Source organism: Phycobacter sedimenti, from assembly GCF_038148855.1.
GTDB lineage: Bacteria > Pseudomonadota > Alphaproteobacteria > Rhodobacterales > Rhodobacteraceae > Phycobacter > Phycobacter sedimenti.
In genome coordinates this window covers 164227-189545 of sequence record NZ_JBBVGR010000006.1, presented here as the reverse complement: position 1 = coordinate 189545, position 25319 = coordinate 164227, and the positions used below count along the sequence as shown (strand labels likewise).

The following is a 25319-nucleotide window of genomic DNA, read 5'->3' as shown; positions in this document are numbered from 1 at the left end:
CGTGACCGTCTGACCAGTTTGGACACTTCGCGGCGGGCATCTGGCCCGCCGTTTGCGTTCACGCGCATTGAACACCGCGTGCCAGGTTCGAAGTGTTGGGCCATGTCATCACCGACCGCCTGCCGGAGGGTCTGGACTGGTCAGACGGTCACGCTTTCTTGCGGCGCCGCATCCAGGTCAATGCTCCGAGGCCGGTCGCAAGCAATGCAAGGCCAGCCGGCAGCGGCACCGGCGCAGGGGCCTTGATGCCGTAATAGTGTGTGATGCTGTCCGTGCTCCACGTATAGTTGACAGTGGCAGGCGCCAAGAGACCCAAGGTCGCAAGACTTGCCCCGACGGTGGTCGACCCGCCGCTGATCGCAGCATTGTTCACATACCCAGACGCCGTGTAGACCGCACCCCCACGGGACAAGCTGGACGTATTGCCATAGCCAAATACGTCTCCGTAATAACTCGTATGACCGACGGCAGAAGAAGAGCTGGACAGCACTGTTGAACTGGCACCGCCAGTCACGGACACAGCGGCGTCAAAGTGCCCTTGGTAGTTGTTCATGTTAAAATAGAAATTGCGGTTAGGTAGGAACTGGCGGCTGTTCACCTTCGTCAATCCCTGAGCAAATGACAGGCCTGACAGGTCCAGGGATCCTGAGTATTCGGTCTTGAGATCGCCGCCGTCTTCCCACGTATAAGCAATCACAGCGCTTTGAGAAGCAGAGGCCAGCGCCGCCAAAAGCCCCGAAAGAACAAGTGTTTTCATCAGAATTCCCTTTGTGAATTTCGCTTCACGCCACTAGGTCGCGTTGTTAACACTTTGTCAACCTTTTCGGCGAAACCCTGATGTCAGCTGCGTGAACACGGGCATCGGTGCCAGGCACGGCATCGGTCCTGCTCAAAGCGGACCAACATGCATTGCAGTGATACTCCGGGTGATGCTCATTGAACCGAAGGCTCACCCAGCCCGGCTCAGCCCAATGTCACCCGGCACCGTCACCGGCGGGCCGGACCAGTCCAGTCCCTCGGGCAGGCGGTCGGTGATGAAATGGTCCATCGCATCGAACCCCGCAACACGGTGGGCGGCGGTGCGGCCCCATTTGCTGTGATCGGCCACCAGTAGCATCTGCCGGGCGCTGGCACGGATGGCGTTGCTGACCTCGGCGTCGAACTGTTTGAAATCCAGGATGCCAAACGCGGGGTCCAGCGCGCCCGCGCCGATCACGCCGAAATCCGCCACAAAGCGGCGGTAGCCCTCCAGCACCTGCGCCCCCACCAGATCCCGGTCCTCGGGGCGCAGTTGGCCGGCCACCACATGCACATCGCAGGAGGGCGCGTTGCACATCAGGCGCGCCACCTCGAGGTTGTTGGTGACGATGGTGATATCCGGCGTCTGAACCAGCGCCTCGGCCACGTACTGCACCGTGGTGCCGATACCCAATAACACGGTTGACCCTTCCGGGATCATCGCTGCCGCCGCCGCGGCGATGGCGCGCTTGCGGTCCTCGTTGAGGGTCGATCGGACATGGAAGTTGAGGTTCAGCGGGTTCGAGGGCGGCGCCACACCGCCATGGACGCGCCGCGCAAGCCCCTGATCGCAGAGGTCATTGATGTCGCGGCGAATGGTCTGTGTGGCGACGCCGAAATCGCTGGCCAATTCGTTGATGGACTGCTGGCCCGAGGCGCGCAGCTGCTCCATGATCTGGCGTTGGCGGTCGTTGAGGTCGCTCATTTGGCCTTCCGTTCCTGCTGTCGCCGCCTGTTCTTTCCCGTTCGGATCAGATCGACGGCGCGATCCAGTCCGGGGCAATTCCGCTGCGCGCGATGAACTCTGAAACATCGTGACCGGCGAACAACCCGTGCGCTGTGATGAGAGCGGTGTTCCAGCCCTGCGCCTGCGCCCCTAACACATCCGTGTGCAGCGTGTCGCCAACCATGGTGATCCTCTGCGGCGCTATGCCGCCAAGGCGTGCCTGCGCCGCCGCATAAACCGAGGGAAAGGGCTTGCCATGAAACACCGGGGTAATGCCAAGGCGGTCCTGCAGGGCGTGCGCGTAGTATCCCGGCTCCAGCGTCAGCCCGGTTTCGCGCGGCGCGACCAGATCGGGGTTGGCGACCACCACCGGGCGGATGCGGCGTTCCAGGCTTTCTTCGAGAAGCGACTGCCGCGCAGCCGTCCAGTCGGCGGTGCTGAGCAGCAGGAAGGCATCGGCGCTGTCATAGATTTCTGCGTCATCCCCAAGCGCCATTGCCTGAACCGGCAGCTCTGCGGGATCGAAATCCGGCGGGGCCATCACGCCCCAGGAGCCTGTCGGGGCAATATCGGTCAGGCAGGTCTCGCAGACTTCCCGGCTTGAGATGATCTCATCCGCCGCGAAATCAAAGCCGAGGCGGGCGAATTTTTCCGTGGTCTGGGCGCGGTTGAAGCTGGCGGCATTGGTGAGCACCATGAGCGCCTTGCCCGCGGCGCGCAGCTCGGCAACGCGGTCATGGGCACCCGGGATCGGGCGGTCGCCAACGTTCAGAACCCCGTATGCGTCAAATACGAAGGCCTCAGAATGGTCCATCAGCTGATGAAGGCCTTCGACCGGCTCGGCCAGCCCCTTGTGACAGCTGGCGGGCAGGCGGGCGCGGATTTGCTCGTATCGGACAAAGGCCGCTTCGGGGGTCATTACGCTGTGACCTCCGCGCCAAAGATCTCTTGCCGCAGCCGTATGGCCATGGCGGGATCGTCGGTGATCACCCCGTCGACATCTGCGGCAAGGCCCTTGCGAATGGCCTCGTCCCCGCGCAGGGTCCAGACCATGACCTTCAGGCCAAGGTCGCGTGCCAGCGCGCGTTGATCCGCCGTCATTTCCCAGAAGAGGGGGCTCCAGACGGTGGCGCCAATTGCGGCCAGATCGCGCAGCATGGTTTCGGGGTCTGCGCTGGCACCATCGAGCCAGGGCGAGCCGTCGTAGAGGTTGCCGCTGGGATGGATGGTCTTGCTCATCGTCAGGTGCGAGCGGCGAAACTCGGGGGCGAGCTTGCGGGCTGCGGTCAGGATCTGCCAGTTGAAGGAGTGGATCAGGCAGGCGCCCTGCGTCCCGGTGGCAGCAATCACTTCTGCGGTGGCGCGCAGGAAATCCTCGGGGTGCGGTTCGGCGCTGTCCTCGGGATCGTGCTTCAGCTCGACCAGCACGTCGATGGGCCGATCCGCCTTGGCCACCAGGTCCAGCACCTCGGACAGCCGCGGAATGCGGGCGTCGGCCAGCTCCTGCTGCTGGGGATGTTTCTTGGCATAGTCCGATCCGGGGCGGATGCCGCCGACATCAAAGGCGCAAAGCTCCGCATAGGTGAGGTTGCGCACGTCGGGACCTTCCGCGGTCAGGAAAGCCCCGCTTGCATCGCGGGTTGTATCCGCGAGAAGGCGGTGATTGTGGGTGACGACAGGTACACCGTCGCGGGTCAGCAGAACGTCCAGCTCGATCCCGTCTGCGCCAGAGGCAATCGTGTGCTCAAAGCCCTGCAACGAGTTCTCGGGGAGCACATCGGGCGCGCCGCGGTGGCCAAATATCTTGGGCGGTTGCATCGCGCGTTCCTAGTTCAGACGTTGCCCGGAGGACAGATCGAAAAGGTGCAGCTGATCGGCTGCGCATCCAAGTTCAAGCATTTCACCGCTGCCATGCTGCTGCACGCCGGACAGGCGCACCGCCAGCGGCACCGAGGTGCCCGAGACAGTGCCGTGCACAACGGTGTCGGCGCCCAGCTGTTCGACGAAATCGACCTCCAGATGGAACTGTGCCGCGCCCGAGGCGTCCATGGACAGGTGTTCGGGGCGGATGCCCATGGCGATCTGAGCGCCTGCGCTTGCAGGGATTTCACCGGCAAAGCGGATGTCCCGGCTGCCATCGACCAGCAGTCCACGGCGATCCTCGGTCACGGTGCCCTCGACCACGTTCATCGCGGGGCTGCCGATGAAGTCGGCGACGAACCGGCTGGCGGGGCGCAGGTAAAGATCCATGGGCGTGCCGATCTGCTCGACCCGGCCGGCGTTCATGATGATGATCCGGTCGGCAAGGCTCATGGCTTCGACCTGATCATGGGTCACGTAGATGAAGGTGGCGCCAAGACGCTGGTGCAGGGCCTTCAGTTCGGCGCGCAGCTGGGTGCGCAGCTTGGCGTCGAGGTTGGAGAGGGGTTCGTCAAACAGGAACACCTTGGGGTCGCGCACGATGGCGCGGCCCATGGCGACCCGCTGGCGTTGACCACCCGACAGCTGTGCGGGCTTGCGGTCAAGATAGTCCTCAAGGCGCAGGGTGCGGGCGGCCTCGGTGATGCGTTCGGCGATCTGGTCCTTGGGCAGGCCCTCGTTCTTGAGGCCATACTCCATGTTGCCGCGCACGGACATATGCGGGTAAAGCGCGTAGTTCTGGAACACCATGGCAATGTCGCGATCGCCCGGCTCCAGGTTGTTCACGCGGCGCTCTCCGATGTGCAGATCGCCGGTGGTGATGCCTTCGAGGCCCGCGATCATCCGCAGGATGGTGGACTTGCCGCAGCCCGAGGGACCGACCAGCACGATGAACTCTCCATCCGCGATATCCACGTTCACGTCGGACACGGCGGTGACGCCGCCCGGATAGGTCTTGCCCAGGGATTTGATGTTGAGAGTAGCCATTTATTTCTCGCTTTCGACCAGCCCTTTGACAAAGAGCTTTTGCATTAGAACGACGACCAGAACCGGAGGGATCATGGCAAGGACGGCGGTGCCCATGATGTAGTGCCAGACCGGCAGCGCCTCGCCCGAGTTGACCATGCGCTGGATGCCCATGACGACGGTGTAGAGGCTTTCGTCGGTGGTGATCAGGAGCGGCCAGAGATACTGGTTCCAGCCGTAGATGAAGAGGATGATGAACAGCGCCGCGATATTGGTCCGCGACAGCGGCAGCAGGATGTCCTTGAAGAAGCGGACCGGCCCTGCGCGGTCGATACGCGCGGCCTCGACCAGCTCATCGGGGATGGTGAGGAAGAACTGGCGGAACAGGAAGGTTGCCGTGGCCGATGCGATCAGCGGCACGGTGAGGCCCGCATAGGTGTTCAGAAGGCCCATTTTCACCACCACATCGAATGTGGGCAGGATCCGCACTTCGACGGGCAGCATCAGGGTGACGAAGATCATCCAGAAAAAGCCCATGCGGAAGGGGAAGCGGAAATAGACGATGGCGTAGGCAGACAGGATCGAGATGACGATTTTGCCGAAGGTGATGACCAGCGCCATGATCGCGCTGTTGAACATCATCATGCCGATGGGCACGCCGCCTGCCTCTGGAAGGCCACCGGACAGCAGCTGGGTGTAGTTCTCCCAGGCCTGATCGCCGAACCACAAGGGGATGGGCGATTGCGACAGCGCGCCGGGGCCGTGGGTTGAGGCGACGAGCGCCATCCAGACCGGGAAGCACAGGAACAACACACCAACGATCAGGATCGCATGGGTGAGGAACGTCAGAATGGGGCGATTTTCGACCATCAGTATTGCACCTTGCGCTCGACGTAACGGAATTGGATGAAGGTCATCAGGATCACCATGCCCATCAGGATCACCGACTGAGCGGCGGAGGATCCGTAGTCCTGCCCGATAAAGCCGGTGTTATAGACGCGGAACACCAGGATCGAGGTGGCATCCGCCGGGCCGCCCTCGGTGGTGGCGTGGATCAGGGCGAAGGTGTCAAAGAAGGCGTAGACGAGGTTCACGACCAGAAGGAAGAAGGTGGTCGGCGTCAACAGAGGGAATGTGATCGACCAGAAGCGGCGGATGGGGCCTGCGCGGTCAATGGCGGCGGCCTCGATCAGGGATTTCGGGATCGATTGCAGACCGGCCAGGAAGAACAGGAAATTGTAGCTCACCTGTTTCCAGGCGGCGGCCACGACAACCAGCAAAAGCGCCTGATCGCCGTTCACATAGTGGTTCCATTCCACCCCGATGCCCTTCAACCAGTAGGCGACGATGCCGAGCGAGGGGTTCATCAGGAAGTACCAGATCACACCGGCCAGCGCAGGGGCGACCGCATAGGGCCAGATCAGAAGCGTGCGATAGCTGGTAGCGGCCTTGATCGCCCGGTTGGCGGCCACCGCCAGCAACAGCGAAATCGCCATGGCCAGGAAGGCCACCGAAAAGCCAAAGACCAGCGTGGTGCGGAAGGACTTCAGATAGCCCGGATCGCGGAACAGCTCATAGTAGTTTTCCAGCCAGACCCATTCACGCGAGAACCCGAAAGCGTCCTCAATGAAGAACGAGCTTTCAAGCGCCTGATAGGAGGGCCAGAAGAAGAAGGCGACGGTGATCGCGATTTGCGGCAGCACCAACATGTAGGGCAGCAGCTTTGAGCGGAAGACGACACGCTTTTGCACGGGCAGGAACCTTTGGGGTGGACGTGGTCAAAAAGGGGAGGCCCCGACGGGGACCTCCCAATAAAGCCAACAGGTGGGGATGATCAGTCGTTGGCTTTTTCGAACTTGCGCAGCAGGGCGTTGCCGCGCTCGACAGCGGCGTCAAGGGCGGTCTTGGCGTCTTTGTCGCCTGCCCAGACGGCTTCCAGCTCTTCGTTGATGATGTCGCGGATCTGCACGAAGTTACCGAAACGCAGACCTTTGGAGGCCGGGGTCGGTGCGTTCATCGACAGCTGCTTGATCGCGGTGTCGGTCATCGGATCGGTGTTGTAGAAACCCTGCTCCTTGGACAGATCGTAAGCCGCGTTGGTGATCGGAACGTAGCCGGTGCTCTGGTGCCAGGCGGCCTGCTGTTCAGGCGAGGACACGAACTGGAAGAATTCGGCAACACACTTGTATTCCGGCGCTTCGTGACCGTTCAGAACCCAGAGGGTCGCACCGCCGATGATCGAGTTCTGCGGCTTGTCCGTGACTGCGGTGTCAACCGGCAGCATGGTCTGGCCGAATTCGAAGTCCTTGATGTCGTTCTTGAAGCCGCCGTAATAGGCCGAGGAGTTGATCCACAGCGCGGTTTCGCCGTTCACAAACTGGCCACGGCTGTCACCGCGACGACCGCCATAGGCGAACAGGCCTTCCTTGCCCATGTCTGCGATGCGCTGGATGTGGTTCACGACCGCGTCGTTGTTGAAGGTGAACTCGGTCTTGAGCGAGGCAAAACCGTTTTCCTCAGTGCCCATGGGCAGGTTGTGCCAGGCCGAATAGTTCTCGATGTTGGACCAGGACTGCCAGCCAAAGGAGAAGGGCTTCTCAACGCCGTTGGCCTTCAGGGCGCGGGCGGCTTCCTCAACTTCGTCCCAGGTGGTCGGAACGGCAACACCGGCGGCGTCCAGAGCGGTCTTGTTGTACCACAGAACCGGGGTGGAGGAGTTGAACGGCAGCGACAAGAGGTTGTTGTCGGTGTCGGTGTAGTAGGAAATCACGGCCGGCAGATAGGCAGAGGCGTCAAAATCCACGCCTGCATCTTCCATCAGCTTGTAGACCGGGTAGATCGCACCCTTGTCACCGGCGGCCATCATGGTGGCGGTGCCGACCTCAAAGACCTGCACGACGTGAGGCTGCTCACCGGCGCGGAAGGCGGCGATGGCTGCGGTCATGTTCTCGGTGTAGTTGCCTTTGTAGACGGCATTGATCTGGCAGCTATTGGAGCCAGCGTTGAAGTCGGCAGCCATCTGATTGACGGTCTCACCGAGCTGACCGCCCATGGCGTGCCAGAACTGGACTTCGGCCTTTTCGGCGAATGCGGCGGTGCCGACCATGGCAAAAGCGGTGGTCGCCGACAGAATGGATTTGAGTTTCATGTTCATCTCCTATCGCTGCGGATTGTTAATCGCGGCCGCAGCAGGTCCCCGTTTTGTTTCTCTATGAGTTCAATCACTCATATGAGGCGCTTTATTCTCTGATTGTAACGCTCATATGAATTCACTTTGCGTTCAGATGAACATTTCGTCAAGCGCGTACATAACCTGCTCAAAATTTAGCCTTTCCCTGTCATGAGCGTATTCGTGCCCTCCACATGCTTGAATTTGCGAGAGTTTTGATATGCGCGCCTGGGTTTCAGATGGAGGTAGTCAAATGCAAAAAATTTCCGGTTCCGTGGATCTCTGATGCATGTCGAAAAACCCGGCCCCGCGAGCATCCGCGGCCGGGTATGTCGATTCTGTCAGTCGCAGAGATACCTTCGCGTTGGCTGTCAGCCTGCTTCGAAAGTGGACTTGAACTGATCCCGCAGGATGTTCTTTTGGACCTTGCCCATGGTGTTGCGGGGCAGCTCATCCAGAACCACCAGCTTGCGTGGGTGCTTGAAGCGGGCCAGCACATCGCGAACCGCGTCCATGATGGAATCGGGATCCGGGCTTGCGCCGGGCTCTGGCACGATCACGCCCAGTACGGTCTCCCCGAAATCCGGATGCGGCACGCCGATGACCGCGCTTTCCAGCACGCCGGGCTGCTCGTCCAGAACCAGCTCGATTTCCTTGGGGTAGATGTTGTAGCCGCCCGAGATGATCAGATCCTTGTTGCGCCCGACGATCTGCACGTAGCCATCCTTGTCGATCAGACCGAGGTCCCCTGTGATGAAGAACCCGTCGCTGCGCAGCTCGGCGGCTGTTTTTTCCGGCATCTGCCAGTAGCCCTTGAACACATTCGGCCCGCGCACTTCGATCTGCCCGATTTCCCCATCCGGCAGAGTTTCACCCGTCTTGGGATCGGTGATTTTCAGCTCAACCCCCGGCAGGGGAAAACCGACGGTGCCTGCGCGCCGCTCTCCTTCATAAGGGTTCGAGGTGTTCATATTGGTTTCCGTCATGCCGTAACGTTCCAGGATACGGTGGCCGGTGCGTTCTTCGAACTGCACATGGGTTTCCGCCAGAAGCGGCGCCGACCCCGAGATGAACAGCCGCATATGCGCCGCCAGATCGCGGGTGAAGCGCGGATCCCCCAAGAGCCGCGTGTAGAATGTCGGCACCCCCATCATCGTGGTCGCCTTTGGCAGATGTGCGATGATGGCATCCAGATCGAACTTCGGCAGGAAGATCATCGACCCGCCCGCCGCCAGAGTCACGTTGCTGGCAACGAACAGCCCATGGGTGTGGAAGATCGGCAAGGCATGGAGCAGCACATCGTCGCTCGTGAACCGCCATTCGCTGACCAGGGTACGCGCGTTGGACAGAAGGTTGTCCTGCGTCAGCATCGCCCCTTTTGAGCGGCCTGTAGTGCCCGAGGTGTAAAGGAAGGCCGCCAGGTCATCACCGCTGCGCGCGACCGTGGGGTAGACTTTGTTCTTTCCGGCGGCGGCGTCCATCAGGCTGCCGCTTCCATTGGCGCTTAGGGTCATGATCTGCGCGCCAAGATCCGTTGCCACCGGGGTCAACGCCTCAAGGCTGGCGCCATCGCAGACGATCATCCGCGCGCCGCTGTTCTCGATGAAATAGGTCAGCTCCTCCACCGTGTAGGCGGTGTTGAGCGGCAGGAAGACCAGACCGGCCTGCGCGCAGGCGGCAAAAAGCGCCAGTGCCTCGGGGGATTTCTCGACCTGAACCGCCACCCGGTCGCCTGCCGCAAGGCCCTTGCCGGTCAAGACATGTGCGATTTGTGCGGCAGTTTCGAGAAACGCCTGATGGGTGATCACCCGTCCGTCCGCGAGATGCAGAAAGGGGGTGGGTTTTCCGGCATGGGCTCCGAACAGCCCGTCATAAAGGGGATTTGCCATGGGCTAACTACTTTCTGTTCTGTGCAGCGTCGAGGCGGCAGCGAGGGCGCGCACCTCGGCCGTTGCGGTCACTTTCTGTGTGGTGACGAATTGCTCGTGGTTCTGGGCGACCTTCTTGAGGTCGTAAAGGTAGTTGACCATCGCCCCGCCCGATTGTGCGCGCCCCTTGTCCGAGGTGTCCGCATCGGCGTGGACGGCGTGAACGATGGCGCCATTACCAAGGTGGAACCGCGCCACGGGGTCAAAGGGCAAACCGCCGCGTCCCTTTGCATTCAATAAGTAGTAAGCTGCGTCTGCTTTTGCCCTGTCGGGATCGCTCGGGTCCCATTCGACGCCATCCTTTTCGATCCACGCAGCCAGCCCCGGAATTGGGGACAGCGTCACGAAGGTCTTCAGCCCTGCCAGTTCAGCGGCCAGATCGGCGGCCACCTGTTTGATCAGCGAGTTGCCGAATGAGATGCTGGCCAGCCCCGCCTGACAGTTCGAGATCGAATAGAACACCGCCGTATCCGCTTCATCCGCCATCATCGGCATCCGGTCCTCGGCCAAAAGCGCCTGAACAGAGCCTGGAATTCCCTTTGTCAGAGCCACTTCGACAAAGATCAGCGGCTCATCCGGCATGGCGGGGTGGAAGAAGGCAAAGCAGCGCCGGTCCGCCGGTTGCAGCCTGCGGCGCAGGTCGTCCCAGCTGTCGATGGCATGGACGGCCTCATAGGCAATGATCTTTTCCAGGATATTCGCGGGGCTTTGCCAGTTGATCGGCCGCAGCACCAGAAAGCCGCGATTGAACCAGGAGGCAAAGAGGTGTCGAAAGTCCTGATCCAGCGCCTCCAGTTCGGGAATGCCGCGCCCCAGCCGCAACAGATCCGCCCGCATCCGCACCAATGCGCCGGTTGCGCCGGGCACGCGGTTGAGGCGGCGGATCAGTTCCTGCCTGCGTGGCTCTACCGCTGCCATGAAGGCGCGGTAGCTCTCTTTTGAAGGCGCCTTTTCATAGGCATCCAGACCGTTTCGCACCGCTTCGGAGTCGATGTTCAACTTGGTTGCGATATGGGCGAAGAAGGCAAGCTTTTCTGCATCCTCCAGACCTTTGAACCCTGAAATCATCGCCTGTGCCAGCATCAATTCCGAGGTTTCCCCGGCAGAGCCGACCAGTTCCTCGGCCAGATCCGCGATGGGGCGGGTATCCTGCCGACCGCCACCGGGCCAGCGGTAGCGCCGCTCGAACACGGTGGACAGAAGATCAGCGAGCAGGGTCACACGGCACCTCCCATCACCGCGTTTGGCAGCCAGGTGGCAAGGCCGGGGAAGAGGCACAGAAGGATGATCGCCAGCACCATGCAGGCCACGAAGGGCAGCGATCCCGTGAGAATGGTTTTCAGCGAGATGTCTGGCGCGATGCCGTTGATGACGTAAAGGTTCAGCCCCACCGGCGGCGAGATCAGACCGATCTCCATGTTGATGGTCAGCACCACGGCAAACCAGATCGGATCAAAGCCCGCCGTGGTGATGATCGGCAAAAGGATCGGCGCCGCCATCAGGATCACGGCGACGGGCGGCAGGAAGAAGCCCGCGATCAAGAGGAAGACATTGACCGCCCCCATCAGCACCCAGCGGTTCACATCCAGCGTGCCGATCCATTCGGCGATCGACTGGGTGATGAACAGCGAGCTGAGCATGTAGGAAAACACGCCGGCGGCGGCGATGATGAAGAGGATCATCACCGACTCCTTGGTGCTGTCGCGCAGCACCACCCACAGATCGGCTGGGTTCCACAGCTTGTAGATCACCATCGCGATGACAAGGCACAGAAGGGCACCCACCGCAGCGGTTTCCGAAGGCGTCGCGACACCGCCGTACATCGCGTAAAGAACGCCAAGGATGATCAGCAGGAAGGGCACCACGCGGGGCAGGATTTCAAACCGCTCGGCCCAGGTGTAGCTGCCCGACCCAAGCCGCTGCGTGTCGCCCGAACGCCAGGTCGAGTACAGCGACCAGGCCATGAACAGCCCCACCAGCATCAGCCCCGGAATGACGCCCGCCAGAAACAGACGCCCGATCGAGGTTTCGGTGGCGATGCCATAGACGATCATGGTGACCGAGGGCGGGATCAGGATGCCGAGCGTGCCACCGGCGGCGATCGAACCTGCCGCCACCCCGTCCGGATAGCCGCGCTTGCGCATCTCGGGGATGCCCATCTTTCCGATTGCCGCGCAGGTGGCGGGGGAGGAGCCCGACATCGCCGCGAACAGCGCGCAGGCGCCAAGGTTCGAAATCACGAGCCCGCCGGGCACCCGCGTCAACCAGCGCTCCAGCGCCTCATAGAGGTCGGCGCCGGCACGGGTCGAAGCGATGGAGGATCCCATGATGATGAACATCGGGATCGACAACAGGGCAAAATTATCAAGCTTTCCGAACAGGATCTCGGGCATCAGTTCAAGGCTGCGCATCCCGTCGAAGGCGATGAGGAATCCGGCCGATACGATCAGCAGACCCAGCGCGACCGAGACGCCGGAAAACAGCACGAGGATAGTGGCAAGGGCGACAAGCCCGCCTAGGATAAGAGGGTCCATGGCTCAGATCTCCAGTCCGAAGGGTTTGTCGATGCCAATCAGAAGGGCCACGAGGTCGGCAATCAGCTGCAGCAGGAACAGGGCAAAGCCGACGGGAATTGCAAGGTAGGGGATCCAGAGGCGCACGCCCCAGACGGTGTCGGACCGCCAGCCGCGCTCCCATGCGAAATGCCAGTATTCGAACCCGTACCACAGCATGACCGCCATGATGCCGATGGACAGAAGCGAGGTCAGAACGGCGAGGAAGAACCGCGCGCGCGGCGGCAGCGAGATCGGGATCAGATCCACGTTCACATGCCCGCGCAGGCGCTGCACATAAGGCAGCCCCACAAGGGTCGCTGCGATCACCAGATAAATCACCGCCTCGGTCTGCCAGACGGTGGAGCCATTCAGCACGAAGCGTACCACGATCATCTGGCACGTGATGGCCACGGCGGCCACGATCATGGCGGCCGCGCACCAGCCTGCAAGGGTCGACAGGGCCGCAACGGCCCGCAGGAACGGATTGTTCCCGGTGTTTGCGATCCTGGCCGAGCTTTGTCCTGCCATTCCCGCCTCCTGACTTTACTTGGTATTTTGAGGGATGCGGAGCGGACCTCTGCCCGCCCCGCGCGTTCACATCATTGGACCGCGAGCGCCAGATCGAGCAGGGCCTGCCCGTCCGGAACCTCATCCACGAATTTCTTGTAGGAGGTTTCCATCGCAAGCTTGCGCCAGGCTTCAAAGTCATCCGCGCTCATCTGGGCGATTTCCACGCCTGCGTCGGAGAACACCTTGGCCGAGGCGGCATCCTGTTTCTTGGCCTCTTCAAGGTAATAGGCTTCCGCCTTTTCCGCTGCCGCGAGCAGGGCGTTCTGCTGCGCTTCGCTGAGGCCCTCGAATGTGGATTTGTTCATCAGCATCGGCTGATACATGAACCACAGCGCCACATCGCCCGCCGGGGTGTAGCAGCTGACCTGCTCGTAGATCCGGTAGGAAACAAAGGACGAGGACGAAGTGTTCGCGGCCTGCAGCACACCGGTCTGCATGGCGTTGTAGATCTCGGACGACGCCATCGAGGCAATCGAGGCCCCGGCGCCCGCCAGCATCTGCTCGAACGACTTGCCCGCCGCGCGGGTCTGCAGGCCTTCGATGTCGGACGGCTTGGTGATGCACTTGTCCTTGCCGGCAAAACCGCCTGCCAGGTAGCCGTGTACCAGCACCATCACATCGTCTTCGGCCATCTTGGCTTCAAGCGCGTCCATGAAGGGCGAGTTGCTGAGCCGCGCAGCATGGTCGTGGTTCTTCACGAGGCCGGGCATCAGCGTCAGGTTATAGGCGGGCTGCTGGCCGCCGGCATAGCTGAGCGGCAGAACGGTCATGTCCAGCTGGCCGCGGCTGAGCGGTTTGTACTGTTCACGCGGTTTGAACAGGGATTTGGAGCCGAAGATCTTGATCTCCAGATCCACTCCGGCGGCGGCGACCTCATCCGCGACGATCTGAGCGACCTGGTGGCGGATGTCCTTGTTCGACCACTGGTGCGACAGGCGCAGCTCGGTGGCATTGGCCAGAGCGGCCGACGACAGAAGCGCCGCGGCGGCGACCGCGGCTTTCAGCATGGTTTTCATGTTTTTCCTCCCAGAACGTCCGGTCTTTTGCGACCGGAGATGCCCAAGGGTAAGCATCCGATGTTTTTCAAGTCAATATTTTTGTATACAAGAATGCAAATCTTGAATTTGATCAGGCGGGGTGCTACTGCAAAAGAATGGGACAGCGGCGTGCAGACACCATTGCGGAAGAGCTGGAAGAGCGGATCTTTGACGGTACGTTCTCGGATGGCGATCGGCTGGACGAAGTGCGCCTTGCGCAGCAGTTCGGTGTTTCCCGTACCCCGCTTCGTGAGGCGTTTCAGCGGCTTGCTCTATCTGGCCTGGTGGAGCTGATCCCGCGCCGGGGTGCCTTCGTGCGTCAGCCGGGACCGGTGGAACTGATGGAAATGTTCGAGGTCATGGCCGAACTTGAGGCGGTCTGCGGACGGCTCGCGGGAAAGCGGATCTCGGATCGTGCCCTGGCCGAGTTGAACGATGCCAATGCCAAATGTCACGCTGCACTGGAAGCGCAGGACAGCGATGCCTATTACGTCGAAAACGAGCGTTTCCACCACATCCTCTACCGCGAATCCGGCAACAGTTTTCTGCAGCAGGAAGCCTGCAAGCTGCACAAGCGGCTGAAGCCGTTCCGCCGCCAGCAACTCCGGTTCCGTGGGCGGCTGGCGCAGTCCATGGCCGAACATGAGGCGGTCGTTGCGGCCTTGACCAATGGCGACGGCGAGGCGGCAGCAGCGGTGCTGCGCGAACACGTGGCCGTGCAGGGTGAGAAGTTCCACACCCTGATGGCCAGTCTCAGAAGCGCGGCGGAATAACTGCCAGCGCTAGTCGCGGTGATGCAGGATACGCCCGATGGTGTTCATCAACAGCTGCGCTGCAAGGATTGAGGTGCAGCCTGTCGTGTCGTAATCCGGCGCCACCTCCACCAGATCAAGGCCAACGATATCGCCGTGCTGGGCAAGCGCGTCGATGATTTCCAGCACCTCGTAATAGAGAAACCCGCCGTGGCTGGGCGTGCCGGTGCCCGGCGCGATCGAGGGGTCGAAGGCATCGATATCGATGGTGAGGTAATAGCGCTCCCCTTGCGGGATGCGGGCAATCAGCGCCTCGGTCCCCATCTTGCGCACATGACGGACCGACTGGATGTCCGATCCCATGGCACGGGCGGCGTCATAGCCATCCTTTGCGGTTGAGGAGACATTGCGGATGCCGATCTGGGTCAGACCGGTGACATAGGGCTTTTCGGCGGCGCGGCGCATCGGGTTGCCATGGCCATAGCGCACCCCGTGGCGTTCATCCACGAAGTCGAGGTGAGCGTCGATCTGCACCACATGGATCGGCTCCTGATCGTCAAAGGCATTGATGCAGGGAATATTGACCGAATGATCACCGCCCAGGACCACCGGCAGGGCACCGGCCTCAAGAATCTTGCGCACACCGTATTCGATATTGGCGTGGCTCTGCATCGTGTCGGTATGGATGATGTCGGCGTCCCCCAGATCCACGATGCTGACCTTTTCGGGGTCCAGGTAGGTGATGTCATCCTCGAAATCATAGGCGCCCGCATGACCAAAGCTGAACAGGGTCGAGGCCTCGCGGATGGCGCGCGGCCCCATGCGTGCGCCGGATCGCCACTGGGCACCAAAATCGAAGGGCGCACCAAGGATCGCAGCATCCGCATCAATGGCGTTCCAGTCGTCCACATAAGGGTATTTGCCAAAGGTGCAGATGCCGACGAAGGGCAGGTTCAGCCGCCCGCTGTCATAGCCATGTTTGCTCATGCCGCGCTCCCCATTGTCTTTGCAGCCAGTAAGGGGAAGCGGCGGGGTCCGGTCAAGCGCCGGGTTGCACCGCGTCCGGGTGGGCGGCGGCAAAGGCGGGATGCTGGGCGCAGGCTTCCTCGACTGCCAATAGCCGTGGCATGTCGGAAATATCTGCCTCCCAGCGGCGCGCGTTGTAGATCTGCGGCATCAGGCAGATATCGGCCAGACCGGGGGTAGAGCCGGTGCAATAGGGGTTTTGGTCGAACCTTGCCAGAAGGGTTTCAAACGCCTGCAGGCCGGGGCGGATGAAATGCTGCATCCAGGCCTTGGGCATATCCTCGCGACCGCCGCTGAGCTGCGTTGCGTGGCGGGCCACGGCGAGGTTGCAGACCGGGTGGATATCCACGGCGATGGATTGGGCCAGCGCCTGTGCCTTTGCGCGCTCGGCCGGGTCTTGCGGGAGAAGGTTCAGGTTCCGTGTCTGGTCCAGATAATCGAGGATTGCCAGCGATTGCGTCAGCCGCAGCCCGTCGATCTCCAGTACCGGGACAAAGCCTTGCGGATTGCGCGACAGATGTTCGGGGGAACGCTGCTCTCCCTTCACCAGATCCACGGGGATGGATTGATAGTCGATCCCGGCAAGGTTCAGCGCAATGCGCAGCCGGTAGCTGGCCGACGAGCGCCAGTAATCAAAAAGAACCACATCCGTCATGTCGCGTCTCCCATATAGAAATCCGCACCCGAGCGGGCCGGGTGCGGTTTGTCTTTTTGTGCCCGAGGATCAGACGTCACTCAACTCTTTTGCGTGCAGCCAGTCGGCGTGTTTGGGGGCCTTCTTGGTCTTGGACCATTCCTCCAGCATCTCCCATTTGACCGCGTCGAGCTTCTCGAGCAGCGCGTCTTCTTCGGGGTCGGGGCAGGCCAGTTCCACCCGGTGCCCGTTCGGGTCGAAGAAATAGATCGAGTGGAAGATCGAATGGTCGGTCACACCCAGCACCTCGACGCCGTTGGCTTCCAGATGCTCCTTGAACTCGATCAGGGTCGCGCGGTCCTTCACCTTGAAGGCGATGTGCTGTACCCATTCCGGCGTGTTCAGATCGCGGCCCATCTCGGGCTTGGTGGGCAGTTCGAAGAAGGCCAGGACATTGCCGTCGCCCGCATCCATGAAGACATGCATGTAAGGGTCGGGTTCATGGGTGGACGGGACGTGGTCCTCGGCGATGGCCAGGACAAAGTCCATCTTCAGCATCTTGTTGTACCACTCCACCGTTTCCTTGGCGTCCTTGCAGCGGTAGGCGACGTGGTGGATTTTCTCGATTTTCACTTGCTCTCCTCCGAGGGCTGAAGCGCGGCAGCGGCCAGCGCCTGTTTCAGGATTGCGCGTTTCCCGATGTGGTTGGACAGGACCAGAACCAGCCGCGCGTTGAACGCATCGCTTTGTTCCTTGGTGAGGCCTTCATGGGCGGCCAGAAGGTCGGCGTAGAAATCGTCCGCGCCGTCGATGTTCGGGGTCAGGATCAGATTGTCGGACATCCGTGTTACTCCTTGCCCACGGCGCGGCGGATGGCGGCGCGGAACTGGTTGTCGTCATAAGATGAGCGGCGCGCGGCCACGTGCTGATCCGGGCGGATCAGGTAGACGCCGCTGTCATTGTCGCCAAGGTAACGCTCCTTCAGCGCCATGGTCTTGTCGTCCTTGATGGACAGCGCCAGGCGCGTGACTTCGATACCGTCTTCCTCGATCAGATCGGGGGCTTCGGCGTCGATGGTCAGCAGGGTGAACTTGTCCGCCAGTTTCGGCAGCAGGAATTCATCGCCAAGCGGCGCATCGGGGCAGGGCGATCCGGGGCGGGTGCGCTCCGGCCCATTGGGCAGGGCATCGGCTGAATTCAAGGTGGAGCCATCATAGGTGCAGGGCACCGACAGGCGCCCCGAGTTCACCAGGGGACGGGCAAATTCGTGATGCTCGCTGAGGTCCAGCACCGCATCGCGCAGCACGCGGGACATTTCCGATTTCGGCGTGATGAAATCGGTGGAGCGGCTGGAATTGAGGATGTTCTCATCCGCGCCATGAATGCGTTCCTGGTCATAGCTGTCGAGCAGGCTTTCGGGCGCCTTGCCCTCCATCACCAGTTTCAGTTTCCAGCACAGGTTGTCGGTGTCCTGAAGGCCCGAGTTCGCACCGCGCGCGCCAAAGGGAGAGACCTGATGCGCAGCATCGCCCGCAAAGATCACCCGGCCATGGCGGAATTTCTCCATGCGGCGGCACTGGAAGGTGTAGATCGACACCCATTCCAGTTCGAATTTCACGTCTTCGCCCAGCATTTCTTTCAGGCGCGGGATGACGTTTTCGGGACGTTTTTCGCGCTCCTTGTCGATGTCCCAGCCCAGTTGCAGGTCGATGCGCCAGACGCCATCGGGCTGCTTGTGCAGAAGGGCGGACTGGCCCTTGTTGAAGGGAGGATCGAACCAGAACCAGCGTTCGGTCGGGAAATCGGCGTCCATGATCACATCGGCGATCAGGAAGTTGTCCTCGAACACACGACCCACGAAATCGAGCCCCAGCATGGTGCGGGTCGGAGAGCCGGCGCCATCACAGGCGATCAGCCAGTCGGCCTCAAGGTTGTACGACCCTTCGGGGGTGTCGATCTCAAGCGTCACGTGATCGGGATGGGTGCCGATGGCGGAGACCTTGTTGCGGCCGCGGATCTCGATCGGGGCGCCCTCGGCCTGTAGCTCCTTGACCCTGTTCACCAGGTATTCTTCGAAATAATACTGTTGCAGGTTGATGAAGGCCGGGCGCTGGTGGCCCTCTTCGGGCAGCAGGTTGAAGTCATAGACCTGGCGGTCATCGAAGAAGACCTTGCCGAGGTTCCACTGCACCCCCTTGTCCACCATCGGCTGGCCGCAGCCCAGACGGTCGAGGATTTCCAGCGGACGCTTGGCGAAACAGATCGCGCGAGAGCCGAAGCTGACCTTGTCGTTGTCATCCAGCACCACGGCCTCAATCCCCTGCTGAGCAAGGTCGATTGCGGCGGCCAGACCAACGGGGCCTGCGCCAATGATCACCACCTTGCGCCGCACCGGCGCCGGGGCGTCCTGATCCGCATGGCGTTCATACGGGTACAGGGGCACTTCAAAGATCTTGTTCATCTGGTGTCCTCCCAAATGGTGCCAATTGGCACGACTTCTCTGGTTCCCGGCCAGTATTCAGGCCGGGAGGCTGTTGTCATCGTCTCATGTCTTTTTGTGGGGCGGTACGATCTGGATCAAACCGGCCCACAGGCTGGATGGAGCCTGGGGCTCCGCCCGTTCGGCCCTGAAACCATCCCCCGGATGGTTTCCAAGACGGGCCTCACCCCTGCAGGGCGTCCCACATTTCCAGATCGCGCTGGGCGGTCCAGATGCGGGGGGTGTCGATGCCGCGGGCCTCGTCATAGGCGCGGGCGACGTTGAAGGGCAAGCAGTGTTCGTAGATCGCGTAGTCCTTGAACTTGGGGTCGCATTCCTCGCGCACCGCGTCCCAGGCCTCTTTCAGGGTGCCGTTGCGGGCGGCCACGCGGGCGGCGGGGCGGTAGGTGCTTTCGACGAAATCGCGGGTGTTTTCGATGGCGGCATTGACCATTTCCTTGCCGACCAGCGCGTCGCCACGACCGGGAGCAATCGCGTCCACGTCGAAGGACTTGATGGCATCAAGGGTATCGCCCCAGTCGCTGAAGTGACCGTCGCCGCAATAGCAGGCCGAGTGGTATTCCACGATGTCGCCGGTGAACATGACGTTCTGATCCGGCACGTGGATCACGATGTCGCCTGCGGTGTGGGCGCGGCCCAGGTGCATCAGGTCAACGCGGCGGTTGCCGAGATAGATGGTCATGTCATCGGAAAACGTGGTGGTCGGGTAGGTGAGGCCCGGAATGCTTTCGTGGCCTTCAAACAGGCGCGGGAAACGCTGGAACTCGCTGTCCCAATCTTCCTGACCGCGTTCCACGACCATGGCGCGGGCCGTATCGCCCATGATGATCTGCTGCGCGCCAAAGGCCGAGGCGCCCAGAACCCGCACCGCGTGATAGTGCGTCAGCGCCACATGGGTGATCGGCTTGTCGGTCACCGAGCGGACGCATTCGATCACCTTGTTCGCCAGACGCGGGGTGGCCTGCGCCTCGACGATCATCACCGAGTCATCGCCGATGATCACGCCCGAGTTCGGATCGCCCTCGGCGGTGAAGGCGTAAAGCCCCTCACCCACCTCGGTGAAGCTGATCTTCTTTTCCGTCATGTCGCCTTGCGACGCGAATGCCTTTGCCATGTGTTCAGTCCTTTTGCGGTGGGCCGAAGAACGCGCGTCAGGGGCGGTCTTCGGTGCCTGTGTTGTTTGAGGGGGCGCTTAGCGCTTGTAAGGGTCGTCCAGCGCGGGCAGCACCTTGCCCACACAGTCGCCAAAGCCGATCATGTAGCCGTCGCCTTTGGCCGCGCCCTTGAGTGTCAGCGTGTCGCCATCGGCGATGAAGGAACGCTCCTCGCCCGTCTCCAGCGTCAGCGGTTCCTTACCGCCCCAGCTGAGTTCCAGAAGCGAGCCGCGGCTTTCCTTGGTCTCGCCCGAGATGGTGCCAGAGCCCAGGAGGTCACCGGCATTCATCGGGCAGCCCGAGGTGGTGTGATGCGCCAGCTGCTGCGCAGCGGAGTAGTACATTTCCTTGTAGTTGGTGCGCGCGATGGTGGTGGCCGGTTTGCCTTCCGGCGCCATCGTGACCTCAAGATCGATGTCATAGAGCATCGGCCCGCAGTCCTTGATGTGGTCCAGCAGCTCAACCTCGCGTTCTGGCGTGTCGCAGCGGAAGGGTTCCAGCGCGGCCTTGGTCACGATCCAGGGGCTGATGGTGGTGGCGGTTGCCTTGGCCTGGAACGGGCCAAGCGGCTGGTATTCCCAGGCCTGGATATCACGCGCGGACCAGTCATTCAGCAGAACATAGCCAAAGATATTGGCGTCGGCCTCGGCCACGGTGATCGGCCCTTCGGAAGGGGTGCCGACGATGGCGCCCATTTCCAGCTCGATGTCGAAACGCGCGCAGGGGGCCCAGCGGGGGGCGTCGTCATTCGGACCCTTCAGCTGGCCCCAGGGGCGGCGCACATCGGTGCCGGACACCACAACGGACGACGCGCGGCCATTGTAGCCGATCGGGATGTGCAACCAGTTCGGCGGCAGCGCGTTTTCCGCGCCGCGGAACATGGTGCCGACGTTCACGGCATGGTTCTTGCCTGCATAGAAGTCAGTGTATTCGCTGACCATCATCGGCATGTGCAGCTCGGCGTCCTTCATCGGCACCAGGAGCGGTTCCACCTTGGCCTGTTCGGCAGCACCTTCGGACAGAAGCGCCGTCAGGCGTTCGCGCAGGGCGGCCCATACGGCGGGGCCTTCCTCCATCAGGTCGTTCCAGAAGGGCACTTCGAACAGGGCGTATTCGGTCAGGTCAATGAGGCCTGCCTCTTCGGCGGCCTGCATATCGAGGATCATATCGCCAATGGCGACGCCGCAGCGGGGATCTTCCTCACCGACGGAGAAGACGCCGTAGGGCAGGTTGTTCAGCGGAAAGGGCGTGTCGGCGGAGTTGGCCGAGGCGACCCAGGATTTCAAAAGGGGCATGGTGTCTCCCAAAACGTTATGTGCGGGCGCCGGGAATGCCCCGGCGCTGAAAACGGCTATGGCTACAGGCTTACTTCAGGCCCGGCGTGCCGTCGAATTTCTTTTCGATGTCGGACCAGCAGTCGATGTAATCGTCCTGCAGCGGCGCTTCCTTGGCAGCGAATTCGGTCAGGTGCTGCGGGAAGCGGGTTTCGAACATGAAGGACATGGTGTTTTCCAGCTTCTCCGGCCCGAGGTTCGAGTTCGACGCGCCTTCAAAGGCGTTCTTGTCCGGCCCGTGCGGCAACATCATGTTGTGCAGTGACATGCCGCCGGGGATGAAGCCCTGGGGCTTGGCATCATACTGGCCGTAGATGTTGCCCATCAGCTCGGACATGATGTTCTTGTGATACCAGGGCGGACGGAAGGTGTTTTCCGCCACCATCCAGCGCTCGCGGAACAGCACGAAGTCGATGTTTGCGGTGCCCGGCTGGCCCGAGGGCGCGGTCAGCACGGTGAAGATCGACGGATCCGGGTGGTCGAATAGGATCGCGCCGACCGGGCAATAGGTACGCAGGTCGTATTTCACCGGCGCGTAGTTGCCGTGCCAGGCGACCACGTCGAGCGGCGAATGGCCGATCTTGGTCTCGTGGAACTGCCCGCACCATTTGATGGTCACGGTCGAGGGCACTTCGCGGTCTTCAAACGCCGCCACCGGCGCCTTGAAGTCGCGCGGGTTGGCCATGCAGTTGGCGCCGATGGGGCCACGGCCCGGCAGTTCGAACTTCTGACCGTAGTTTTCGCAGACGAAACCGCGGGCGGGGCCTTCCAGAACCTCGACGCGGTACAAAAGGCCACGCGGCAGGATTGCGATTTCTTTCGGCTCCAGATCGATGATGCCAAGTTCGGTGCAGAACCGCAGGCGGCCCTCCTGGGGGACGACCAGAAGTTCACTGTCAGCCGAGAAGAAATAGCTGTCTTTCATCGACTCGGTGACCAGATAGACATGGCTTGCCATGCCGACCTGGGTGTTCACGTCCCCGGCGGTGGTCATGGTGCGCATACCGGTGAGCCAGGTCAGCGGCTCGCCCCCGTGCGGCACCGGATCCCAGCGGTACTGACCAAGCGAGGTCACATCGGGATCGACGCAGGGCGCGGATTTCCAATAGGGCAGGTCGATCTTTTCATAGCGGTGGGAATGCTTCACCGAGGGGCGAATGCGGTAGCACCAGGTGCGCTCGGGGCGCTCGGCGGTAAAGGCGGTGCCGCTCAGCTGTTCGCCATAAAGACCGTAATTGCATTTCTGCGGGCTGTTCATGCCCTGAGGCAGAGCGCCGGGCAGGGCCTCGGTTTCATAGTCATTGCCAAAGCCGGGCATATAGCCCTCATGCGCCCCGGCAAGCGACGGGGCCTGGATCATTTCGTGCGGATGTACAGGACGATTCATGGCGCGTTCCTCCTTTTCTGCTTGCCGGGGTAATAGTTGTTTTTGTAACTAACAAGGGCAAGGAGACCTAAATGCCGGAAAAAGATGATTTCGTTTTGCAGGATTTCCTGCCCTTCCTGCTGAACCGCGCGGCCGAGGAAAGCTCGCTCGCCTTCCAGTCTTATTACAAGAACCGCTATGGGATGCTGCGCAACGAATGGCGGGTTCTGTTCCACCTTGGGACCTATGGCACAATGACGGCCAAGGACATCGGCCAGCGCGCCAAGATCCACAAGACCAAGATCAGCCGCGCCGTCGCAAAGCTGACCGAGCGGCGGTTCATCACTCGCAGCCGGGACGAAAGCGACCGTCGGTCCGAGCATCTGCAGCTGACCCCGGCGGGCGAGGCGGCCTATCGGGACTTGCGCGGCCAGGCGGCAAGCTATGACAAGCAGCTGGCAGGCCGGTTCACGGCCGATGAAGAAAAGGCCCTGCGGCGCATGCTGCGCCAATTGGCGGGGATCGAGCCATAGACATTTGCCTGCGGGGCGCTCAAATGACAGCCACAGGCGCCTCTGCGCACAACCCAAGGAATGCCCGATGCAACAGCCAGACCCACGCGCCTATGCCCTGATCAACTGGCTGGCTGAGAACGGGTTGCGCGGTCGGGATCGCGAGGTCTTTTTGGAGGCCTTTTGTGAGGAAATTGTTGCGGCGGGCCTGCCGCTGATGCGGTTGCATCTGGCCCAGCGAGCCTTTCACCCTCAATTTGGGGGTATCGGATTCAGTTGGACGCGCGGTGACGGGATTTCGAAAGAGCACTACGAGCACAGAGAAACCCCGCGTGATATCTGGCTCCAAAGCCCGCTCTTTCACCTTCTGGCCCTGGATCTGGAGGAGTTCCGGTCGGACCTGGATCAGCAGGACAGGGAGAGGTTCCCGATGCTTCAGGACCTGTTTGAACGTGGTGCGACCGACTATTATGCACTCGGCCTCCGCTTTACCGAGGTGGAAGGCCCGATGGATCCTCATCATCCGTCCGAGGGCGTGCTGATCTCCTGGACGGCGGATTGCCCGGATGGGTTCAGTGACGAAGATGTGCAGCTTCTGCGTAAGGTGTCATCTCACATGGGGCTCGCGCTGAAATCCATGTCTAATCAGCAGATGGCACGCGATCTGCTGCAGGTCTATCTGGGGCGGGACGCGGGCCGCCGGGTGCTGTCGGGAGAGATCCAGCGCGGGTCATCCGACAAGATCAACGCGGTGATCTGCCTTTTCGATCTCAAGGGGTTTACCAGCCTTGCCGAACATATGCCGGGGCCGGAGGTGATCGACATGCTAAACGATTACTTCGGCATCGCCGTTGGCGTGATCCAGTCCCATGGTGGCAATATCCTCAAGTTCATGGGCGATGGCATGCTGACGATGTTCAACCTCGGCTCGCTTGAAACGGACGCCAAGGCGGCCCTTGATGCGGCCAGCGAGCTGCGCCGCAAAATGCGTATCAGAAACCAAGAGCGGACGGACGCAGGAATGCCCGCACCGGATTTCACCCTGGCGCTGCATGCAGGTGACATCCTTTATGGCAATATTGGCGCGGCCAACCGGCTGGACTTTACCGTGATCGGCCCGACGGTGAACCAGACCTCCCGGATTTCAGGGCTGCACAATTCCGTAGGGCAAAGCGTGATCCTGTCCGAAGACGTGAGGCGCGCTGCGGCAAAGACGGGGCATGATCTGGTGTCTCTGGGTCGCTACATGCTGCGCAGCGTGCCCGAGCCGATCGAGCTGTTCACAATCTACGAGCCGGTCGAGACACCGAGCTGAGGCTCAGATATTGACCTCGACACCCGGCAGATTCAGCTCTTTCATCATGTCGCGCAGCTCCTGCCGGGCGGCAATGTTCGAGATGTTGAGCTGTTTGACGCCGACATCCTTGAGATCCAGCAAGGTCAGCCCGCGCGGGAACAATTCGCGGAAGATCACCCGCTCGGAAAAACCGGGCGCGATGCGGAAACCGATGCGTTTGGACAGCATCTTGATGGCGCGTTCCATCTTTTCCTTGTTGACCATGCGCTGGGTGCCGACGCGGTTGCGGATCACGATCCAGTCGATGGGTTTGAGGCCGGCCTGCGCACGCAGCTGGCGGGCGTTCCACACCATCTCGGAATAGACTGACGGCCCGGTGATCTTTTCGCCTTTTTCATCGGTATGGGCCAGAAGATCGAAATCCACGAAACTGTCATTCAGCGGCGTGATCAGCGTATCGGCCAGAGAATGTGCCACCTGACTGAGCCGCGTGTGCGAACCGGGACAGTCGATCAGGATAAAATCCATGTCCGGCTCCAGGCTGGCCACGGCGGCAGACAGGCGGTGATCATAGATGTTTTCACCCGGTTGCAGCCTGTCAGGACTGATCTCGGGCAGTTCGTGTAGCTCGACGATCGGCAGATCCAGGCCTTCCTGCTGCATGAAGGCCTTGCGGTTTTCCAGGTACCGCCCCATCGAACGTTGCCGCAGGTCCAGATCCAGCGCGGCCACCTTGTGGCCCATCCGGGCCAGGGCAGTTGCCACATGCATGGAAACGGTGGATTTGCCCGCACCGCCCTTTTCGTTGCCGACGACAATGATATGCGCCATTCACTGATCCCTTTAGCTTCCCGC

25 protein-coding genes are annotated in these 25319 nt (G+C 61.5%); 3 read left to right on the top strand and 22 right to left on the bottom strand.

Annotation, left to right across the window (positions count from 1 at the left end):
• Positions 1-148: 148 nt before the first annotated feature.
• The 13 genes from AADA15_RS12355 to dctP all read right to left on the bottom strand — a co-directional run bounded on the left by AADA15_RS12355 (position 149) and on the right by dctP (position 13868).
• Positions 149-757, bottom strand: a complete 609-nt coding sequence (locus tag AADA15_RS12355; protein WP_341641859.1) for a VPLPA-CTERM sorting domain-containing protein — start codon at positions 755-757, stop codon at positions 149-151.
• Positions 758-949: 192 nt separating this feature from the next.
• The gene (locus AADA15_RS12350) at positions 950-1723 is read right to left on the bottom strand and encodes a DeoR/GlpR family DNA-binding transcription regulator (RefSeq protein WP_341641858.1); all 774 of its coding nucleotides are present in this window, start codon (positions 1721-1723) and stop codon (positions 950-952) included.
• Between the two features lie 46 nt (positions 1724-1769).
• On the bottom strand, positions 1770-2663 hold the full coding sequence (locus AADA15_RS12345; protein WP_341641857.1) for an HAD-IIA family hydrolase: 894 nt from the start codon (positions 2661-2663) through the stop codon (positions 1770-1772).
• Entirely contained in the window at positions 2663-3562 is a 900-nt protein-coding gene (locus AADA15_RS12340; protein ID WP_341641856.1) for a glycerophosphodiester phosphodiesterase family protein, read from the bottom strand. The genes AADA15_RS12345 and AADA15_RS12340 overlap by 1 nt, the downstream gene beginning before the upstream one ends.
• Positions 3563-3571: 9 nt before the next feature.
• Positions 3572-4651, bottom strand: coding sequence for a sn-glycerol-3-phosphate import ATP-binding protein UgpC (locus tag AADA15_RS12335; protein WP_341641855.1), 1080 nt, complete (start codon positions 4649-4651; stop codon positions 3572-3574).
• Positions 4652-5500, bottom strand: a complete 849-nt coding sequence (gene ugpE / locus AADA15_RS12330; RefSeq protein WP_341641854.1) for a sn-glycerol-3-phosphate ABC transporter permease UgpE — start codon at positions 5498-5500, stop codon at positions 4652-4654. It lies immediately after the preceding gene.
• Entirely contained in the window at positions 5500-6381 is an 882-nt protein-coding gene (ugpA, locus tag AADA15_RS12325) for a sn-glycerol-3-phosphate ABC transporter permease UgpA (protein WP_341641853.1), read from the bottom strand. The genes ugpE and ugpA overlap by 1 nt, the downstream gene beginning before the upstream one ends.
• An 83-nt stretch (positions 6382-6464) precedes the next feature.
• Entirely contained in the window at positions 6465-7778 is a 1314-nt protein-coding gene (gene ugpB / locus AADA15_RS12320; protein WP_341641852.1) for a sn-glycerol-3-phosphate ABC transporter substrate-binding protein UgpB, read from the bottom strand.
• 392 nt (positions 7779-8170) lie between these two features.
• Positions 8171-9688: a malonate--CoA ligase gene (locus AADA15_RS12315; RefSeq protein ID WP_341641851.1), complete on the bottom strand. Its 1518-nt coding sequence runs from the start codon at positions 9686-9688 to the stop codon at positions 8171-8173.
• A 3-nt stretch (positions 9689-9691) separates the two neighbouring features.
• Positions 9692-10948: a malonyl-CoA decarboxylase gene (locus tag AADA15_RS12310; RefSeq protein WP_341641850.1), complete on the bottom strand. Its 1257-nt coding sequence runs from the start codon at positions 10946-10948 to the stop codon at positions 9692-9694.
• The gene (locus tag AADA15_RS12305; protein WP_341641849.1) at positions 10945-12261 is read right to left on the bottom strand and encodes a TRAP transporter large permease; all 1317 of its coding nucleotides are present in this window, start codon (positions 12259-12261) and stop codon (positions 10945-10947) included. The genes AADA15_RS12310 and AADA15_RS12305 overlap by 4 nt, the downstream gene beginning before the upstream one ends.
• 3 nt (positions 12262-12264) lie before the next feature.
• Positions 12265-12810 (bottom strand): TRAP transporter small permease, encoded by a 546-nt coding sequence (locus AADA15_RS12300; protein WP_341641848.1) that lies wholly within the window; start codon positions 12808-12810, stop codon positions 12265-12267.
• Between the two features lie 71 nt (positions 12811-12881).
• Positions 12882-13868: a TRAP transporter substrate-binding protein DctP gene (gene dctP / locus AADA15_RS12295; RefSeq protein ID WP_341641847.1), complete on the bottom strand. Its 987-nt coding sequence runs from the start codon at positions 13866-13868 to the stop codon at positions 12882-12884.
• Between the two features lie 137 nt (positions 13869-14005).
• Between dctP and AADA15_RS12290 the strand changes: the two genes are divergently transcribed.
• On the top strand, positions 14006-14662 hold the full coding sequence (locus AADA15_RS12290; protein ID WP_341641846.1) for a GntR family transcriptional regulator: 657 nt from the start codon (positions 14006-14008) through the stop codon (positions 14660-14662).
• 9 nt (positions 14663-14671) lie between these two features.
• Here the strand turns inward: AADA15_RS12290 and speB are convergent, their stop codons facing one another.
• From speB to hmgA, 8 genes are all read right to left on the bottom strand, one after another.
• Positions 14672-15628 (bottom strand): agmatinase, encoded by a 957-nt coding sequence (gene speB, locus AADA15_RS12285; RefSeq protein WP_341641845.1) that lies wholly within the window; start codon positions 15626-15628, stop codon positions 14672-14674.
• Between the two features lie 52 nt (positions 15629-15680).
• Positions 15681-16322: a maleylacetoacetate isomerase gene (maiA, locus tag AADA15_RS12280; protein ID WP_341641844.1), complete on the bottom strand. Its 642-nt coding sequence runs from the start codon at positions 16320-16322 to the stop codon at positions 15681-15683.
• A 69-nt stretch (positions 16323-16391) separates the two neighbouring features.
• Positions 16392-16934 (bottom strand): VOC family protein, encoded by a 543-nt coding sequence (locus AADA15_RS12275; RefSeq protein WP_341641843.1) that lies wholly within the window; start codon positions 16932-16934, stop codon positions 16392-16394.
• Positions 16931-17143, bottom strand: coding sequence for a DUF2783 domain-containing protein (locus tag AADA15_RS12270; protein WP_341641842.1), 213 nt, complete (start codon positions 17141-17143; stop codon positions 16931-16933). The genes AADA15_RS12275 and AADA15_RS12270 overlap by 4 nt, the downstream gene beginning before the upstream one ends.
• 5 nt (positions 17144-17148) lie before the next feature.
• Entirely contained in the window at positions 17149-18762 is a 1614-nt protein-coding gene (locus tag AADA15_RS12265) for an FAD-dependent oxidoreductase (RefSeq protein ID WP_341641841.1), read from the bottom strand.
• Between the two features lie 202 nt (positions 18763-18964).
• Positions 18965-19915: an MBL fold metallo-hydrolase gene (locus AADA15_RS12260; RefSeq protein ID WP_341641840.1), complete on the bottom strand. Its 951-nt coding sequence runs from the start codon at positions 19913-19915 to the stop codon at positions 18965-18967.
• Positions 19916-19993: 78 nt separating this feature from the next.
• Positions 19994-21250 carry a fumarylacetoacetase gene (fahA, locus tag AADA15_RS12255; RefSeq protein WP_341641839.1) on the bottom strand — a complete coding sequence of 419 codons (1257 nt, stop codon included), beginning with the start codon at positions 21248-21250 and terminating at the stop codon, positions 19994-19996.
• A gap of 70 nt (positions 21251-21320) precedes the next feature.
• Complete coding sequence (gene hmgA, locus AADA15_RS12250) at positions 21321-22676, bottom strand: homogentisate 1,2-dioxygenase (protein ID WP_341641838.1); 1356 nt, start codon at positions 22674-22676, stop codon at positions 21321-21323.
• Between the two features lie 71 nt (positions 22677-22747).
• On the opposite strand from hmgA, the gene AADA15_RS12245 reads away from it, so the two are divergent.
• Both AADA15_RS12245 and AADA15_RS12240 read left to right on the top strand, forming a co-directional pair.
• Positions 22748-23188, top strand: coding sequence for a MarR family winged helix-turn-helix transcriptional regulator (locus tag AADA15_RS12245; RefSeq protein ID WP_341641837.1), 441 nt, complete (start codon positions 22748-22750; stop codon positions 23186-23188).
• Between the two features lie 67 nt (positions 23189-23255).
• Complete coding sequence (locus AADA15_RS12240) at positions 23256-24482, top strand: adenylate/guanylate cyclase domain-containing protein (RefSeq protein WP_341641836.1); 1227 nt, start codon at positions 23256-23258, stop codon at positions 24480-24482.
• A 3-nt stretch (positions 24483-24485) separates the two neighbouring features.
• Here the strand turns inward: AADA15_RS12240 and AADA15_RS12235 are convergent, their stop codons facing one another.
• A complete protein-coding gene (locus AADA15_RS12235) occupies positions 24486-25295 on the bottom strand; it encodes a division plane positioning ATPase MipZ (protein ID WP_341641835.1) in 810 nt (269 codons plus the stop codon).
• Positions 25296-25319 lie beyond the last annotated feature (24 nt).

Coding starts and splice junctions, on each gene's coding strand:
- AADA15_RS12355 (WP_341641859.1), bottom strand. CDS start 757: ATGAAAACACTTGTTCTTTCGGGGCTTTTGGCGGCGCTGGCCTCTGCT.
- AADA15_RS12350 (WP_341641858.1), bottom strand. CDS start 1,723: ATGAGCGACCTCAACGACCGCCAACGCCAGATCATGGAGCAGCTGCGC.
- AADA15_RS12345 (WP_341641857.1), bottom strand. CDS start 2,663: ATGACCCCCGAAGCGGCCTTTGTCCGATACGAGCAAATCCGCGCCCGC.
- AADA15_RS12340 (WP_341641856.1), bottom strand. CDS start 3,562: ATGCAACCGCCCAAGATATTTGGCCACCGCGGCGCGCCCGATGTGCTC.
- AADA15_RS12335 (WP_341641855.1), bottom strand. CDS start 4,651: ATGGCTACTCTCAACATCAAATCCCTGGGCAAGACCTATCCGGGCGGC.
- ugpE (WP_341641854.1), bottom strand. CDS start 5,500: ATGGTCGAAAATCGCCCCATTCTGACGTTCCTCACCCATGCGATCCTG.
- ugpB (WP_341641852.1), bottom strand. CDS start 7,778: ATGAAACTCAAATCCATTCTGTCGGCGACCACCGCTTTTGCCATGGTC.
- AADA15_RS12315 (WP_341641851.1), bottom strand. CDS start 9,688: ATGGCAAATCCCCTTTATGACGGGCTGTTCGGAGCCCATGCCGGAAAA.
- AADA15_RS12305 (WP_341641849.1), bottom strand. CDS start 12,261: ATGGACCCTCTTATCCTAGGCGGGCTTGTCGCCCTTGCCACTATCCTC.
- AADA15_RS12300 (WP_341641848.1), bottom strand. CDS start 12,810: ATGGCAGGACAAAGCTCGGCCAGGATCGCAAACACCGGGAACAATCCG.
- dctP (WP_341641847.1), bottom strand. CDS start 13,868: ATGAAAACCATGCTGAAAGCCGCGGTCGCCGCCGCGGCGCTTCTGTCG.
- AADA15_RS12290 (WP_341641846.1), top strand. CDS start 14,006: ATGGGACAGCGGCGTGCAGACACCATTGCGGAAGAGCTGGAAGAGCGG.
- speB (WP_341641845.1), bottom strand. CDS start 15,628: ATGAGCAAACATGGCTATGACAGCGGGCGGCTGAACCTGCCCTTCGTC.
- maiA (WP_341641844.1), bottom strand. CDS start 16,322: ATGACGGATGTGGTTCTTTTTGATTACTGGCGCTCGTCGGCCAGCTAC.
- AADA15_RS12270 (WP_341641842.1), bottom strand. CDS start 17,143: ATGTCCGACAATCTGATCCTGACCCCGAACATCGACGGCGCGGACGAT.
- AADA15_RS12265 (WP_341641841.1), bottom strand. CDS start 18,762: ATGAACAAGATCTTTGAAGTGCCCCTGTACCCGTATGAACGCCATGCG.
- AADA15_RS12260 (WP_341641840.1), bottom strand. CDS start 19,915: ATGGCAAAGGCATTCGCGTCGCAAGGCGACATGACGGAAAAGAAGATC.
- fahA (WP_341641839.1), bottom strand. CDS start 21,250: ATGCCCCTTTTGAAATCCTGGGTCGCCTCGGCCAACTCCGCCGACACG.
- hmgA (WP_341641838.1), bottom strand. CDS start 22,676: ATGAATCGTCCTGTACATCCGCACGAAATGATCCAGGCCCCGTCGCTT.
- AADA15_RS12245 (WP_341641837.1), top strand. CDS start 22,748: ATGCCGGAAAAAGATGATTTCGTTTTGCAGGATTTCCTGCCCTTCCTG.
- AADA15_RS12240 (WP_341641836.1), top strand. CDS start 23,256: ATGCAACAGCCAGACCCACGCGCCTATGCCCTGATCAACTGGCTGGCT.
- AADA15_RS12235 (WP_341641835.1), bottom strand. CDS start 25,295: ATGGCGCATATCATTGTCGTCGGCAACGAAAAGGGCGGTGCGGGCAAA.